Raw genomic sequence first — 16,516 nt, 5'->3', positions numbered from 1 at the left:
GCGGATTTCTACTCCGCGGGTTGCAGGTTCGAGTCCTGCTGGGATCGCCAGTTATATACCAGCAAAATCAATGGCTTGCCGCGGTTTTGGGGCCGTTCGTGTGCGAAACTTGTGTTGCGGGCAGGTTTCTCTGAGACCCTCGAATTGCGGTCTTTCCCGTCTATGCCCATGAGTGCATGCAACACTGAAGAAACATGACGTCGCGCCCAGCTTTTTGCTGGCGAAGCGGATTATTGCATCTCTCCCTTCATGCATCGCTCGATGAAGATTCTGCGTGTCGATCCGCGTTCGCTTACGGCATATCCGCGGTCGTTCGCGAGTTTTGAGCATTGCTCATATGAGGGCGGCTTCTTCGGAGCAGCATAAGACACTCCAACAGAGGAGCAGAGGATGCCGATCGCCAAAGCTGAGCCCGTTGCAAGTTTCATTGCGCTCCCCTGGGATTTGGTGATGCGAGCGAAAGCCCTCGGCACTTTCGGTCGACGGCTCTGTCAGAGAACGATAGATCCGATTTCAGCGTGCGAAATATCCCAGATGGGGGTACCCCGATCAGTGTGGAGGTCATGAGTAACTCACGGGCATCGTTTTGGCGCAAATCGGACAGCGGCTTTCGAGCCTGAGATATGTCTCTAGTAGTATGAGCTCTGCTTCGTCGGACGTCTGCTCAGCGCCTGGGTGCATTCGAGCGATGTGCACTGCTTGCCTCACCGCGAGATCGTTGTCTGTTGAGACGAGGGCGGCATGGCAACGAAAAGCTGCGCCAGCTCTGACAAGTGCTTCCTGTGCCCAATCGGACTTCGAGCTCATTAAAGTTCACTACACTGGCAATGAAAAGCCGCCGGCATTCTCGCGCAGCGGCTACCGGATATAAAAAATGCTGGTTCGCGCTAAAATAATCCCCACTCCGGTGAACGGAGATAAGCACCGACGATTTCGAGGGTCTATCAGAATATCGGTTCCAGGTTGCGGAACATGGAGACCGTGATCTACGCGCGTCACCCGTTTGGGGTATGTCGCAGCACCTCGCTGGAACCATGACGCGCGACAGCCGAGATCCTGAACAGCAGCCGAACCGAACGACCCGTTGGAACATCCCAGACAGAGCCCGGCTGCCGCTAAGCGAATGCAATCGCCCTGAGCATGAATATGAAGGACCAACGGCTTGCCTGTTCTTCGGGACACGGCAAGGCGCTTCAATCTTCAACGGATTTAGGAAGAATCGGTCCTCAGGTGACTGAGGACCGGCAATGGAAAATGGCTGAAAGAATAACGCGACGTGGCAGGGGATTGCTGCGTCGGCCCAGCCTTGCTCGAAGATCATACGACCTGAAGTTTTTGTGTCAGTCTGCTGCCGGAAACAGAGCTAGCTTTCCTCAGTCATTGTTCAGAAGTGTAGTCTTTAGAGCCGGGGAAAAAAGCCGACAATCAACACAGTGATCGCAGTCATAAAACAGAAGGAAAGAGCCGGCCACGTCCATGCCGGGCAACCCGGACCGAACCATCTACCCAGGAACTTCCGCATGGCATAAGGCTAAGTTGCGGTGGCGGCCTGATGCTATACCCATTTGGGTGATGCGTGGTGGTTCGCCGACGCGGCAACCTGATGCTGCAATAGGTCCAGTGGTTTTATGGCGAACGATCGAAAAGCAGCGTCTGAGGGTGGCTATACGCCCGAATTTCTAGCATTTAAGCATGGCATTTCGCTTGGTGATGCCAGCAACCTGATCAACCACATAGGGCAGGACCGCAGGGAGCTCGACAAGGCGGCAGTCGCGCTTAAGAAAACTGCTAGGCGCCCGCGGGAATAGGGGCTGGCCGTCTCGCGTTGAGCGCAGGGCGATAACCGCGTCCTGTCAAACGACTGTCGCGGAATGTCGTCCATGATGGATGGAGTTCGTTTTCCAGAACCGCGTCGCCTCCAGGTGCGAAGCGGCTCTGCGGGCGAAAGATTCGGATCGATAGACACCGATCAGTTGCTTTGTTTCGCCAGTCTCGCCAACGGATTCGATCACCCATCCGAATTCGACATCCACAACGTTAAAATGCGGGTGCGGATTTGTCGGCATCCTAAACCTCCCAGGTTGAGCGGGAGGTTAAAGATCAAACGAACCAGCATTTGACTAAACTCAAGAAGTAGCCGGTATCGTTTGATGATCGACGCCGATTGGCCTCCGACTTGCTGTTGTGACCGCAGACCGCGACATCAGCAGGAAAGTGTGCCGCCTTGATCCGCCATGCGTGCCAGAACAACACGACCGGTATAGCTTTCGATGCCATCGCGATTGCTGTGTCTTTTGGGAACATCGCACCGATTCGGCAAAGGCTGGAGATCGGCGCGTGGGGATCGCGGCTGCGGCGGCGAGGTCCCGGTTTCTGGCTAGCGATCGTCGTGATCCTGCTCGGCGACGCTGCGCTGGCGGGGCTCGCCCGGATCGCCGTCGATTTCATCGCCGGCTGACAGGTCCGGAAAACTGTAGCGCCGGCTGACGAAGCGGCCGGCCAGATAGGACAACTGGCACGCCGCCAGACAGGCCGTCGTCAGGGCAACGCCACCTGTGAGGCCGAAGTCTTGCATCACGGTGACCGCCGTTGCGAACACGGCAATCGCCGCCGTCGTTACGACGATCGCCCAGACCGGAAAGATCAGTCCGATTGCCAGACCGGCAAGCGAGCAGGTGGCGATGAGAATTGCGATCATGATGTTTCTGCCTCGGGGACCCTGCGGATGCCATCGCTTGGCCGATGGCTGCCGCTAGGCCCGGGCATTTGAAGCGGCCGCGCCGGCCCCCGATACCTCCGACCGGCGGGCGTCCCCAAAAGACAGATTTTAGTCTTAACAGGTCGGGTTTGAGTCAAAGTGGCCGCGACAGCGGACCGAATGCTCGATGGACTGTGCGAGGTTCTGCAGTCGGAGCGAACCAATCGCAGGGACACTGCGACCAACATGCGGAGATATAGCTGTCCCGCTTGGGATAAAGCGGGGCGCCATCGGCGGTTTGAACGGTGCGATGTTTCGCATCACGGGGATTCGTGGATTCATCACAGCATGCCAGCAGCGATCTTTGGTCCGGTGTTGTGTTGGCCACGAGCGTGTCACCAATTTTACGCAAGGTTGAATGCCGATCGGCGTTCGTCCGTGCCGGGGAGTTTTCTATGAAGAATCTGGTCCGCGCCTTCACCGTTTGCGCAGTGCTGGCGGCTGGGCTCGCCTCGAGCCAGGCGGCCGACAAAGCCTTCCGGCGTGATGAACTTGCCGACCGGGCGATCAAGCTGGAAACCCAGATCAAGAGCGAGGCCGGGCCGATCAGCAAGTCGGCGGCAACCTTGCGCACCGACGCCGATGCCGCCTTCCGACGGTCGGATATGCGGGCCGGGCTGCAGATTCTCGGTCAGATCGTGGCCATTGCTCCCGACGATGGAGCGAACTGGCTGCGCCTCGCCAGGACCGTTACCCAGATCCGTCCGGCCAATCCGTCGGAGGCGACATTCCTGAATGAACGCGCAGCCACCGCCGCCTATGTCGCCTATCAGCGCGCCGGCAATGCCGGGGAGGAGGCCGAGGCGCTGGCCGTGCTCGGCCGCGCCATGGCCGCACGAAAACTCTATCGGCCGGCGCTGGATGCGATGCGGCTGTCGCTGGATCTGCGCGAAGTCGCCGACGTCCGCGAGCAATACGAGAAGATGCGCGGGGACCATGGCTTCCGGCTGCTCGATTACAGCGTCGATTCCGATTCGGCGTCGCCGCGGGCCTGTTTCCAGTTTTCCGAGGATCTCGCCAAGCGCGTCGATTTCGCGCCGTTCCTTGCACTGGCCGGCAACGACAAGCCGGCGCTGTCAGCGGAGGACAAGCAGCTCTGTGTCGACGGCCTCAAGCATGGCGAGCGCTACAACGTCAATCTGCGCGCCGGCCTGCCGTCCACGGTGAAGGAGAGCCTGCCGAAATCCGCCGAGTTCAACATCTATGTCCGCGACCGCAAGCCCTTCGTGCGCTTCACCGGTCGCGCTTACGTCCTGCCGCGTACCGGCCAGAAGGGCATCCCGCTGGTGTCGGTGAACACACAGGCAGTCGATATCAAGGTATTCCGGATCGGTGATCGCAACCTCATCAACACGGTGATCGGGAGCGATTTCCAGACGGCGCTGAGCAGGTACCAGCTCGAAGCGCTGGGCGACGAACGTGGCCAAAAGGTCTGGGCTGGCGAGCTCTCCACCGAGACCCGGCTGAACGAGGATGTGACGACCGCATTTCCGGTCGACCAGGCCATCGGCGAGTTGCAGCCCGGTGTCTATGTGATGACCGCCGCGGCCAAGGGGCCAGTGGCCGGGCGCAACGACGACGATGACGGCTCGCTGGCGACCCAGTGGTTCATCGTGTCCGACCTCGGCCTCACGGCGTTTTCGGGAAATGACGGCATCCATGTCTTCGTCAATTCGCTGGCCTCGACCGAGCCGATGGGCAAGGCGGAGGTGCGCCTGATCGCGCGGAACAATGAGATACTGGCGACCCGAAAGACGGACGACGCCGGCCACGTCCTGTTCGAGGCCGGTCTCGCCAGGGGCGATGGCGGCCTGTCACCGGCATTGCTGACCGTCATCGGCGAGAAGGCCGACTATGCCTTCCTGAGCCTCAAGTCGAATGCCTTCGACCTGTCCGATCGCGGCGTCTCCGGCCGTCCGGTTCCGGCCGGCGCCGATGCCTTTGTCTATGCCGAGCGCGGTGTCTATCGCTCCGGGGAAACCGTCTATCTCACGGCGCTGCTGCGCGACGGGCAGGGCAATGCGGTGACTGCTGGCCCGATGACGCTGGTGATCGAGCGGCCCGACGGCGTCGAATTCCGTCGTGCCGTCCTGCAGGATCAGGGGGCAGGCGGGCGCAGCCTGACACTGCCGCTGAACAGTGCGGTTCCGACCGGCACCTGGCGGGTTCGCGCCTTCACCGATCCGAAGGCACCAGCGGTCGGCGAGACCACCTTCATGGTCGAGGACTACGTTGCTGATCGGATCGAATTCGATATATCTTCCAAGGACAAGCAGATTAAAGCTGACCTTCCAGTAGAACTGAAGGTCGACGGCCGTTTCCTTTACGGCGCACCTGCCTCGGGTCTTGGTCTGGAGGGTGATCTGCTGGTCGCGCCCGCAGCCGAGCGACTTGGTTTCGCGGGCTATCAGTTCGGCATCGCGGACGAGGAAAGCGCCAGCAATGAGCGCACGCCGATCGAGGATCTGCCGGAGGCCGACGCCAATGGTTCGGCGACCTTCCCGGTCAGCCTGCCAAAGCCGCCGTCCTCGACCAGGCCGCAGGAAGCGCAGATCTTCATCCGCATGACCGAGAGCGGCGGCCGCGCCGTGGAGCGCAAGCTGGTGCTGCCGATCACGCCGTCTGCGCCGATGATCGGCGTGAAGCCTGACTTCAAGGACAAGAGCGTCGCCGAGGGAGACAATGCGGCCTTTGATGTCGTGGTCGTGTCTCCGGAAGGAACTGCAGTGGCCCGGAGCGGGCTGCGTTACGAACTGCTGAAAATCGAGCCGCGCTATCAATGGTATCGGCAGAACTCCTCGTGGGATTACGAGCCGATCAAATCGACCAGGCGCGTCGCCGATGGCGATCTGACGGTGGCGGCTGACAAGCCGACGCGGATTTCGCTGCAGCCGCAGCCGGGGCGCTATCGGCTGGATGTGAAATCCAACGACGCGGATGGCCCGATCACCTCGGTGCAGTTCGACGTCGGCTGGTATTCGGACGGCAGCGCGGACACGCCGGATTTGCTCGAAACATCAATCGACAAGCCGGAATATGCGTCGGGCGAGACCATGACCGTGTCGGTCAATGCGCGCACGGCGGGCCTTCTGACGGTCAATGTGATCGGTGATCGGCTGCTCACGACGACCAGCATTTCGGTCAAGGAAGGCGCGTCGAAAGTCGCGATTTCCGTCGGAAAAGACTGGGGAACGGGCGCATATGTTGTGGCAACCTTGCGGCGTCCTCTCGACAGCAGTGCGGCACGCATGCCGGGCCGCGCGATCGGCCTGAAATGGTTCGGGATCGACAAGAAGGCCCGAACCCTCGACGTCGCCCTGACTCCACCGGCGCTGGTCCGGCCGAGCACGACGATGAAACTGCCGGTCAAGCTCGGCGGGCTCAATCCGGGAGAGGACGCCAAGGTCGTGTTGGCAGCCGTGGATGTCGGCATCCTCAACCTGACCAATTACAAGCCACCGGCGCCGGATGACTACTATCTGGGCCAGCGCCGGATGACGTCGGAAATCCGCGATCTCTACGGGCAGTTGATCGACGGCATGCAGGGCACCCGTGGCCAGCTGCGCACCGGCGGTGACAGCGCAGGGGCCGAGCTGACGGGCTCGCCACCGACGCAAAAACCGCTGGCGCTGTATTCGGGCATCGTCACGGTGAAGTCCGATGGCACGGCGGAGATCGACTTCGAGATTCCGGAATTCGCCGGCACCGCGCGCGTCATGGCTGTGGCCTGGACGGCAACCAAGCTTGGCCGGGCGAATGTCGATGTCACCGTGCGCGATCCCGTGGTGCTGACGGCGACGCTGCCGCGGTTCCTGCTGTCCGGCGACAAGGGGACAATGTCGTTCGATCTCGACAATGTGGAGGGCGCGGCTGGAGACTATACGGTCAGCGTGAAGACGCAGGGGCCGGTGAAACTCACTGGCAATCCGTCCACGACCGTGAACCTCGCGGCCAAGCAGCGCACCTCGATGGCGCTGGCGGTGGATGCATCCGGCGCCGGGCGGGCCTCCTTCGATGTCGACATCAAGGGGCCGAACGGGCTGACACTGGCGCGGCACTATGAGCTCGACGTCAAGCCGGCCACGCAGATTCTGGCGCGACGCTCGATCCGCACGCTGGCCAAGGGCGAGAGCCTGACGCTGACCTCGGACATGTTCACCGACCTGGTGCCGGGCACCGGCGGCGTGTCGCTGTCGGCGAGCCTGTCCACGGCACTGGATGCGGCGACCATCCTGAAGGCGCTCGACCGCTATCCCTTCGGCTGTTCGGAGCAGATTACCAGCCGCGCGATGCCGCTGCTCTATGTGAACGATCTCGCGGCCGGCGCGCATCTGGCGATGGACACTTCCGTCGACCAGCGCATCAAGGACGCCATCGACCGGCTGCTGGCCCGGCAAGGCTCGAACGGCTCGTTCGGCATGTGGTCGGCCGGCGGCGAAGATCCGTGGCTCGACGCCTACGTCACCGACTTCCTGACCCGTGCCCGTGAGAAGGGCTTTGCGGTGCCGGATGTGCTGTTCCGCTCGGCGCTCGATCGCGTTCGCAACCGTGTCGTCAATGCCGAGGAGCCGGAGAAGGATGGCGGCCGTGAGCTGGCCTACGGCCTCTATGTTCTCGCCAAGAACGGTTCGGCGCCAATCGGCGATCTGCGCTATCTCGCCGACACCAAGCTGAACAATCTCGCCACGCCCATCGCCAAGTCGCAGCTTGCCGCGGCGCTGGCGCTGGTCGGCGACCGCGTGCGCGCGGAGCGCGTCTATAGTGCAGCGGTGGAAAGCCTGAAGCCGAAGCCGGTGATCGAATTCGGCCGCACCGATTTCGGCTCGGCGCTGCGCGATGCCGCGGCGCTGGTCTCGCTCGCCAGCGAAGGCAACGCGCCGAGGGCGACGCTGACCCAGGCGGTGCAGCGGGTCGAAGCGGCGCGCGGGCTGACGCCCTTCACCTCGACGCAGGAGAATGCGTGGCTGGTGCTGGCCTCGCGTGCGCTGGCCAAGGAAGCCAACACGCTGTCCCTCGATGTCAATGGTGCGGCGGTGAAAAGTGCGCTCTATCGCAGCTACAGAGCGGATGAACTGACCGGTGTGCCGATCAAGATCACTAATACCGGCGAGACGCCGGTGCAGGCGGTCGTCTCGGTCACCGGCGCGCCGATCACGCCGGAACCGGCCGCAGCGAACGGCTTCAAGATCGAGCGCAGCTATCACGCGCTCGATGGCAAGCCCGCGGATGTGGCCAAGGCGAAGCAGAATGATCGCTTGGCCGTGGTGCTGAAGATCACCGAAGCCAGGCCGGAATACGGGCACATCATGGTGGCCGACTATCTGCCGGCCGGTTTCGAGATCGACAATCCGCATCTGGTGTCGTCGGGCGACAGTGGCAAGCTGGACTGGATCGAGGACGGCGTCGAGGCGGTGAATACCGAATTCCGCGATGACCGATTCACGGCGGCGATCGATCGCAAGGCCAATGACAAGGCGGTGTTCACGGTGGCTTACATCGTGCGCGCGGTTTCGCCGGGCAAATATGTGCTGCCACAGGCGGTGGTGGAGGACATGTATAATCCGTCGCGCTATGGGCGGACGGGGACAGGCAGTGTCGAGGTCGCGAAGGCGAAATGAGCGACAGGCCACATACTCCATCGTCGTCCCCGGGCTTGACCCGGGGACCCATCTTTGCCCCGGAGCGCGGTGCAAAGATGGATGGCCGGGGCGAGCCCGGCCATGACGTGGGGAGAGGGCGCGACTCCGCTGAAGTTGGCGGGCGTTGGCGTTTCGTGAAGCGCGCGATGCTTGGCGCTGCGTTGATCGCAATCCTCGCCACCATCGCCTTCGCCACCTGGGTCCATTCCCTCGGCCCTATCCCGCTCGAAAAGGCCAGCACCGTCTCCACCACCGTCCTCGATCGCAATGGCAAGCTGTTGCGCGCCTATGCAATGGCGGACGGGCGCTGGCGTCTGCCGGTCACCGAGAGTTCGTCCATCGATCCCGGCTATCTCAACATCCTGCTCGGTTACGAGGACAAGCGCTTCTACGCGCATCTCGGTGTCGATCCGTGGGCACTGGGGCGGGCTGCGTTTCAGCTGATCACGCGCGGCGAAATAATCTCCGGCGGCTCCACCATCACCATGCAGGTGGCGCGGCTGCTCGAGCCGCGGCGCGAACGCTCCATTCACGCCAAAATCCGTCAGGCGGTGCGCGCGCTGCAGCTCGAACGGCAGATGAGCAAGGAGCAGATCCTCGATCTCTATCTGACGCTCGCGCCGTTCGGCGGCAATCTGGAAGGTGTTCGCGCCGCATCCATCGCCTATTTCGGCAAGGAGCCGAAGCGGCTGTCGCTGGCGGAAGCTGCATTGCTGGTGGCGCTGCCGCAATCGCCGGAACGCCGTCGCCTCGACCGCTATCCCGGCAATGCGCGCGTCGCGCGGGACCGTGTGCTGGAGCGGATGGTCGGCGAGGGGCGCGTGTCGGCCGCCGACGCCATGCAGGCAAGGGCGGTCGGCGTGCCGAAACTGCGCAAGCCGATGCCGATCCTGGCGCCGCATTCGGCCGATCAGGCCACGTCGCTGCGCAAGGACATGCCGATCATCAGGACCTCGCTCGATGCCGGTATCCAGCAGTCGCTGGAAGCGCTGGCAAGGGATCGCGCGATTGCACTCGGCAACAATGTCTCGATCGGCATTCTCGCCGTGGACAATGACAGCGGCGACATCATCGCCCATGTGGGCTCGGCCGATTATTTCGACGACCGCAGGGCCGGGCAGGTCGACATGACCCGTGCGGTGCGCTCGCCCGGCTCGACGTTGAAGCCTTTTATCTATGGCCTCGCATTCGAGGATGGCTTCATTCATCCGGACAGCCTGATCGACGATCGTCCGGCGCGCTTCGGCGCCTATGCGCCGGAGAATTTCGACATGACGTTCCAGGGCACGGTGCCGGTGCGCAAGGCGCTGCAGCTGTCGCTGAACGTGCCGACCATCGCCTTGCTCGAACGCGTCGGCGCGTCGCGTTTCACATCGCGCCTGAAGCAGGCCGGCGGCAGTCTTGTCTTGCCGGCCGGCGAGGCGCCCGGCCTGGCCATGGGCCTCGGCGGCGTCGGCGTAACGTTGCATGATCTCGTCCAGCTCTATACGGGCGTCGCCCGGCTCGGTAGCGTCAAACCGCTGCGCGAGTTGATGCAGGCCCAAGTTGGTAAGGACTCGGGCGGCGATGATCGCGAAACCTTGCGGCTGATGGAGCCTGTCGCGGCATGGCAGGTCGGCAACGTGCTGCTCGGCACGCCGCCGCCTGAAAACGCCGCACATAATCGCATCGCCTTCAAGACCGGCACCAGCTACGGCTACCGCGATGCCTGGTCGGTGGGTTTCGACGGAAAAACGACAATTGGCATCTGGGTCGGCCGCCCCGACGGCGCCCCGGTTCCGGGGTTGGTCGGGCGCGTGGCCGCAGCACCCATTCTGTTCGACGCCTTTGCCCGTACCGGCAAACTGCCGGCGCCACTGCCGCGGGCGCCAAAAGGCACGCTGATGGCGAGTAATGCCAAGCTGCCGCTGCCGCTGCGCCGGTTCCGGCCGGCCGGCGACCTGATCCGGACCGGCAGCGAGCAGGCACTGCACATCCAGTTTCCGCTGAATGGCTCGCGGATCGATGCCAGCGGCGGCGAGGGGCAGTTCTCGTCGGTTCCGGTCAAAGTGGCCGGCGGAGTGATGCCCATGACCGTGCTGATCAATGGGATGGTTGCCGGGGAACTCGACAGCCGGCGGCAGCGGCTGGTCGAGCCTCCCGGCCCCGGATTCGTTCGCCTGACGGTGATGGACGCCATGGGCGCCGCAGACACAGTTGTGGTCAGAATTCAGTGAAGCCCGGCTAACTGGTTGTGAGACCGGCAGTTTCATCGTATGCGACAGCCATATGGCTGAGACAGAATACAGACCCCGCTTTGGCGCCCCTCGAGAGCAGAAACCCCGCGTCGATCCGGGCAATTCGCTCGCGCGCGTGCTGGATTTCGTCACTTTGAGCCATGGCCGGGCGGTCGCCTTTCTGGCCGTCGTCAGCTTTTTGTTCTTCCTGTCCGGCTTCTTCACCATCCCGCCCATAGACCGCGACGAAGCGCGGTTTGCGCAGGCGACCAAGCAGATGGTCGAAAATGGTGATTTCGTCGATATCCGCTTTCAGGACGAGGTCCGCTACAAGAAGCCGGTGGGCATCTACTGGATGCAGGCGGCGGTCGTGGAGGTCGCCGACAGGCTCGGCGTCCCCAATGCCGAAATCCGCATCTGGCTGTACCGGGTGCCGTCGCTGCTCGGCGCCATCGGCGCGGTGCTGCTGACCTACTGGACCGCGCTGGCCTTCGTCACCCGCCGCGGCGCGGTGCTGGCCGGCCTGATCATGTGCAGCTCGGTGCTGCTCAATGTCGAAGCCCGCATGGCCAAGACCGACGCCATGCTGCTGCTCACGGTCATGGCCGTCATGGGCGCCATGGCGCGGGTCTATCTCGCCTGGCAACGCGGTGAGGACAACAAGCAGGGCGGCTGGCTCGAGCCTTTCGTGTTCTGGACCGGCATGGCGGTGAGCATCCTGGTCAAGGGCCCGCTGATCCTGATGTTCGTCGGCTTCACCATCCTGGTGCTTGGCGTCATGGACCGCTCGGTCGGCTGGCTCGGCCGACTGAAGCCGCTGGCGGGCATTCCATGGACGCTGCTGCTGGTGCTGCCCTGGTTCGTGGCGATCTATCTCAAGGCCGGGCAGACCTTCTTCCAGGACTCGCTCGGCGGCGACATGCTGAGCAAACTGCAGGCGCAGGAGTCCCATGGCGCGCCTCCGGGCACCTATTTCCTGCTGTTCTGGGTGACGTTCTGGCCCGGTGCGCCGCTGGCCGGCATGGCGGCGCCGGCGATCTGGCGGGCGCGGCGCGAGCCGGGCGCCCAGTTCCTGCTGGCCTGGCTGGTGCCGTCCTGGATCGTGTTCGAACTGGTGATGACCAAGCTGCCGCATTATGTGCTGCCGCTCTATCCGGCCATCGCCATTCTCATCGTCGGCGCCATGGAGCGCCGCGTGCTGTCGCGCGGCTGGCTGTCGCGCGGCTCGGCCTGGTGGTTCGCCATTCCCGTGCTGGCGGCCGTAGGTGCGCTGGTGGGCTCGGTCGCCGTCGTCCGGCATCCGATGTTCCTGGCCTGGCCGTTCGCGGCCGGTGCGCTCGTCTTCGGGCTGTTCGCCTGGATGATGTATGACAATAACCGCGCCGAGCGCTCGTTGCTGTCGGGCGTGGTGGCGGCGTTCTTCATGAGCATCGCGTTCTATGCCGTGTTCCTGCCGTCGCTGCGGCCGGTGTTTCCGAGCGTGCATCTGGCGAGGGCCTTGCGCACGGTGGTCTGCGTGGCACCGAAGGCCGCTGCGGCCGGCTATCATGAGCCGAGCCTGGTCTTCATGGCCGGCACATCCACGCAACTCACCGATGGCGCGGGCGCGGCGGACTTCCTCGGGCAGGGCAGCTGTCGTTTCGCACTGGTGGAATATCGCCAGGAGCGCCAGTTCGCCCAACGCGCCGATGCCATCGGGCTGCGCTACAACATGTTCACCCGCATCGAGGGCTACAACTACTCGCAGGGCAAGGCGGTCTCGATCGCGGTGTATCGCTCGGAAGGCACCGAGTGATGGCGGCACCGGGTTACGCTTCGCAACTCGGGACGATTTTATCGCAGGCGCTGGCGCAACTGGTGCGCGCGCCCTCGCATTCGCGCCGTGCGGAAGCGGCTCGCCACTGGGCGAAGCGCTCGCTGGCCTTCGGCGCGCTGACCGCCGTGGTCATCATCACCTTGATGTTCCTGCTGGATGTTCATGAAATCCAGTTGATGCCGCCGCGTGGCACGGCCAGCCTGTGGCCGCTGCGGATCGTCACGGATTTCGGCAAATCCGAATATGTCTTGTGGGCGCTGTTCGGCCTGCTGGTCGTCATCTGGCTGCTGGCGCCGCGGCTGCGGGGCATGTCGCAGGCGATCTGGCTCAGCCTCGGCACCCGCATTCAATATATCTTCCTGACGGTGCTGCTGGCGGTGATGGTCGGCGAGGTGCTGAAGGGGATCATCGGTCGCGGGCGGCCCTTTGTCGGCGGCGGCGCCAACGCGTTTCACTACAAGCATTTCGCCTGGTCCGAGATCTATGCGAGCTTTCCCTCGGGCCATGCGACCACCAGTTTCGCGCTGGCCTTTGCGGTGGCTGCGCTGTGGCCGCGGCTGCGGATGCTCATGATCGCCTATGCCATGATCATCTGCTGCAGCCGCCTGGTGCTGCTGGCGCATCATCCCAGCGACGTGGTGGCCGGCGGGCTGCTCGGCTGGGTCGTGGCGATGGCGGTGCGCTACTGGTTTGCGGCCCGGCATCTGGCCTTCATCGTCCGGCCGGGCGGGCAGATCGAACCGCTGCCGGGGCCATCCGGGGCACACCTCAAGAGGGTTGCCCGCGAGGCCGTCGCCCCATAATAAGCGGTCTTCGCGCGGCCGGCCGCGACAAGTTCCCGCAAGCCATGGCCGCCAACCGAGAGCCCTGATTTGTCCGCTTCCGATCCCGCCTCCATCGATGTTTCCATCGTCGTCCCCGTGCGCAACGAGGAGGGCAATGTCGCGCCGCTGATCGCCGAGATCGCGGCGGCGCTCGACGGGCGCTGGGCCTATGAGATCATCTACGTCAATGACGGCTCGACCGACCGCACGCCGGTGCTGCTCGCGGAATTGATGCAGGCGCGTGGCAATCTGCGCCGCATCGATCACGCGGCGTCGTCCGGGCAATCGGCGGCGGTGCGCACCGGCGTGCGCCATGCGCGCGGCGGCATCGTCGCGACGCTGGATGGCGACGGGCAGAACAATCCGGCTTTCCTGCCGAACCTGATTTCGGCGATCGCCGATGGTGGCGGGCGTGTCGGACTCGCGGCGGCGCAGCGCGTCGGCCGCAAGGATACCGGCTTCAAGAAGTTTCAGTCGCGCATCGCCAACAAGGTGCGCAATGGCGTGCTCAAGGATGGCACCCGCGACACCGGTTGCGGCCTGAAGGCGTTCCGCCGCGATGTGTTCTTGTCGCTGCCTTATTTCGATGGTCTGCATCGCTTCCTGCCGGCGCTGGTGCGTCGCGAGGGATTCGAGATCGCCTATGTGGATGTCATCGACCGGCCGCGTCACTCCGGCGTGTCGAATTACGGCTTCTTCGACCGACTGTGGGTGGGCCTGATGGACCTGGCCGGCGTGTGGTGGCTGATCCGCCGCAAGCGGACCACGCCCGTCGCAACCGAGTTCAAGTAAATGCTGATCAGCTATGGCCAGGTGCTGGGCGACTATCTCTATGACGTGTTCGTCGCCAAGTTCGATTTCTGGCTGGCTTTCGGCCTGATCGCGCAACTGCTGTTCACCGCGCGCTTCATCGTGCAGTGGATATCGAGCGAGCGCGCCGGGCAGAGCGTGGTGCCGATGGCGTTCTGGTTCTTCTCGATCGCCGGCGGCCTGATGACGCTGGTCTATGGCATCGCCAAGCGCGAGCCGGTGATCATTCTCGGCCAGGCCGCTGCCACCGTGATCTATGTCCGCAACATCATGCTGATCGTGAAGAACCGCGGCAAGGCGTCGAAGACGCTGTCGAGCTAGGGTTCTACTGCGACACCGTCATCCACCAGTGCTGAACGACGTCCGGACTGGTGAGCTGCACCGTCGCCGACGCCTCGCGCTGGCTTTTCCGATAGGCGCTGGCGGTGACACCGAAGCGCGTGCGAAAACTGCGGCTGAAATGCGCTTCGCTGCTGAAGCCGAGATCGGCTGCCAGTTTCGACAGGCGGCGGGTTTCCAGGGGATCGCTGAGCGCGGCCTGCACGGCGAGCAGCCGGCGTTCCTGCACATGCTTCATGACGCCGCCGTGATCGGCGAAGACGCGATAGAGCGTCGCACGCGAGATGTCGAGCTTCTGGGCCAGCCATTCCGGCGACAGGTCGGGCGAAGCGAGATTGTCGCGGATGGCGGCTTCGGTCAGTGCGAGGATGGTCTCGTCGGCCTGTTTCTGTTGTTCGAGCCTCGCCTCAGGCGCGGCCGTCAGCAGACGCTTGAGGAAGCCGACGGTGTCGGCGACCGTGGTTTCCACATCGGCATCGGTGAGCTGCGTACTGCGTTCCTGCAAGGAGCGGATATGCGCGGCCAGCAGGTCATTCCGGAACGCATCGAGCCGCGGCTTCATCTTGTCGAGCGGGACGCCGTCGAGCAGCGCGCGCGGCACGATCAGGGATACCGTGGAGGATGCGAAGGCGCGCGTATTCACGGGGTAGGCGAGGTCGATCATGGCGACCTTGCCGGGACCGATCGTGGTCTGCTGTCCGGTGATCTCGCCGTTGAAGCCGCCGGTCAGATAGAGATGCAGCAGCAGGTGATCCGGTGTCACCGCGATCCGCCCGGCATCGCGGACGAAGTCCTGCGCCGTGAAGGCGACCTTGGCGATGATGATGCTGCCGATGATGACGCCCGACGCGGAACCGGTCGGCGTCTTCTTGCCGGGACCGGCTGCCCGCGGCTCGAACAGCGGCGCAATCACCGCGCTCCAGGTGGCGAATGCATTGGCCTCATCCAGGCCGGTCGTGACGTAGTACAAGCGTGGAAGCGGCGACATGGTTAGCGAACTGGGCCTTGCAATCAATTTGGTCGGACTAAACACGCGTCCGCTTCTATTCGATGACCTACTGTAGAGTCCCTTATCAGCCGGCACGACAGCTACATTCGTTGCAGTCCCGGTAGTTGCAATCGTGGTGAATGTGCCGCCGAGCGGATGTCCGATCGCATTCACGCCGGTTCCGTGTGTGGCGCTTCTGCCGGAAATAACGCAGGACGGATTGGCGCTAGCGTATGAGACGCTGGGTCAAGGGAAACCGCAAGCGGCGTGCTGGATAAGCCATCATCGTGCTGTCGCGAAGAAATCCGCTCATACTAGAAGTGCGTCAGACGACGTGCGGGACGGGGAAATGTCCCGACGTCGGAGACCATTGGGGGCAATGCCTGCAGCGGGCTGCTGCAAGCATTCGCGTGTGAGCGAAGGGGACGTGACGTGGGGGCTATCGGGGGAATGCGTCGGATTTCGACGCTGTTTTTGTGCACGACCGTGCTTGGTTCTGCGTGGTTGGTGCCGGCGACGTCACAGGCCGCGGATCCCATCAATCTTCAAACCTGGCCACTCGATCTGATGAAGGCCGGAAAGGCCTATGAACGCGGCTTCACCGGCTCCGGTGTGACTGTTGCGGTCGCCGACAGCGGCTTCGATGTGAATCACATCGCACTGGCCAGCAAGTTCAACATGACCCTGGCGCGTAATTTCCTGGTTCTGAACGGAGCCACTTACAATCCGTCCGAACTGACGCCGCAAAGCGGCCTGAAGTTCGATACTCACGGTTCCCACGTAGCAGGCATCATCGCAGCTGCGAAGGTTACCGGCATCGACATGCACGGCGTTGCCTATGACGCCGCGTTGATTCCGATCCGCACGATCATTGCCAATAACGAAAGCTACAGCTACGCGCCCGGAATAGACGCCGACGCAGCGCCATTGAACTACTTCGCCTCGCTACGCAACGTGATGGTCTACAATGCGAGCTACGGTCCGAACCGGCCCGAAAATGCTCCGCCGCAGACGGTCTGGACGAACACGATGCCGAGCAGCCAGGCGGAGGTGAACGCGATCACCAGTGTGCTGCAGGCCGGCAAGATCATCGTGGCTGCGACCGGCAATGATCGCAGGGACGATC

9 protein-coding genes are annotated in these 16,516 nt (G+C 63.4%); 7 read left to right on the top strand and 2 right to left on the bottom strand.

Going from position 1 to position 16,516, the window contains the following annotated elements; genetic code table 11:
* Positions 1-2,377: 2,377 nt before the first annotated feature.
* Positions 2,378-2,698 (bottom strand): hypothetical protein, encoded by a 321-nt coding sequence (locus tag ACIQ17_RS20005; protein ID WP_398470814.1) that lies wholly within the window; start codon positions 2,696-2,698, stop codon positions 2,378-2,380.
* A gap of 455 nt (positions 2,699-3,153) precedes the next feature.
* Between ACIQ17_RS20005 and ACIQ17_RS20000 the strand changes: the two genes are divergently transcribed.
* The 6 genes from ACIQ17_RS20000 (at position 3,154) to ACIQ17_RS19975 (ending at position 14,384) form a co-directional block, all read left to right on the top strand.
* A complete protein-coding gene (locus ACIQ17_RS20000; RefSeq protein ID WP_398470813.1) occupies positions 3,154-8,376 on the top strand; it encodes an alpha-2-macroglobulin in 5,223 nt (1,740 codons plus the stop codon).
* A gap of 77 nt (positions 8,377-8,453) precedes the next feature.
* On the top strand, positions 8,454-10,613 hold the full coding sequence (gene pbpC, locus ACIQ17_RS19995; protein ID WP_398470812.1) for a penicillin-binding protein 1C: 2,160 nt from the start codon (positions 8,454-8,456) through the stop codon (positions 10,611-10,613).
* A 52-nt stretch (positions 10,614-10,665) separates the two neighbouring features.
* A complete protein-coding gene (locus tag ACIQ17_RS19990; protein ID WP_398470811.1) occupies positions 10,666-12,408 on the top strand; it encodes an ArnT family glycosyltransferase in 1,743 nt (580 codons plus the stop codon).
* Entirely contained in the window at positions 12,408-13,232 is an 825-nt protein-coding gene (locus tag ACIQ17_RS19985) for a phosphatase PAP2 family protein (RefSeq protein WP_398470810.1), read from the top strand. Before ACIQ17_RS19990 ends, ACIQ17_RS19985 begins: the two co-directional genes overlap by 1 nt.
* A 69-nt stretch (positions 13,233-13,301) precedes the next feature.
* The gene (locus ACIQ17_RS19980) at positions 13,302-14,045 is read left to right on the top strand and encodes a glycosyltransferase family 2 protein (protein ID WP_398470809.1); all 744 of its coding nucleotides are present in this window, start codon (positions 13,302-13,304) and stop codon (positions 14,043-14,045) included.
* Positions 14,046-14,384, top strand: coding sequence for a lipid-A-disaccharide synthase N-terminal domain-containing protein (locus tag ACIQ17_RS19975; RefSeq protein ID WP_398470808.1), 339 nt, complete (start codon positions 14,046-14,048; stop codon positions 14,382-14,384). It abuts the gene before it with no gap.
* Positions 14,385-14,388: 4 nt separating this feature from the next.
* Here the strand turns inward: ACIQ17_RS19975 and ACIQ17_RS19970 are convergent, their stop codons facing one another.
* Positions 14,389-15,390: a helix-turn-helix domain-containing protein gene (locus ACIQ17_RS19970; RefSeq protein WP_398470807.1), complete on the bottom strand. Its 1,002-nt coding sequence runs from the start codon at positions 15,388-15,390 to the stop codon at positions 14,389-14,391.
* Positions 15,391-15,840: 450 nt separating this feature from the next.
* Here ACIQ17_RS19970 and ACIQ17_RS19965 point away from each other — a divergent pair.
* A partial coding sequence (locus tag ACIQ17_RS19965; RefSeq protein WP_398470806.1) for a S8 family serine peptidase occupies positions 15,841-16,516 on the top strand: 676 nt, incomplete at its 3' end.

Origin of the sequence: Tardiphaga sp., assembly GCF_044340795.1 — a bacterium.
Lineage (GTDB): Bacteria > Pseudomonadota > Alphaproteobacteria > Rhizobiales > Xanthobacteraceae > Tardiphaga.
This window is presented reverse-complemented; position numbering and strand designations above follow the sequence as displayed.

Coding starts and splice junctions, on each gene's coding strand:
- ACIQ17_RS20005 (WP_398470814.1), bottom strand. CDS start 2,698: ATGATCGCAATTCTCATCGCCACCTGCTCGCTTGCCGGTCTGGCAATC.
- ACIQ17_RS20000 (WP_398470813.1), top strand. CDS start 3,154: ATGAAGAATCTGGTCCGCGCCTTCACCGTTTGCGCAGTGCTGGCGGCT.
- pbpC (WP_398470812.1), top strand. CDS start 8,454: ATGGATGGCCGGGGCGAGCCCGGCCATGACGTGGGGAGAGGGCGCGAC.
- ACIQ17_RS19990 (WP_398470811.1), top strand. CDS start 10,666: ATGGCTGAGACAGAATACAGACCCCGCTTTGGCGCCCCTCGAGAGCAG.
- ACIQ17_RS19985 (WP_398470810.1), top strand. CDS start 12,408: ATGGCGGCACCGGGTTACGCTTCGCAACTCGGGACGATTTTATCGCAG.
- ACIQ17_RS19975 (WP_398470808.1), top strand. CDS start 14,046: ATGCTGATCAGCTATGGCCAGGTGCTGGGCGACTATCTCTATGACGTG.
- ACIQ17_RS19970 (WP_398470807.1), bottom strand. CDS start 15,390: ATGTCGCCGCTTCCACGCTTGTACTACGTCACGACCGGCCTGGATGAG.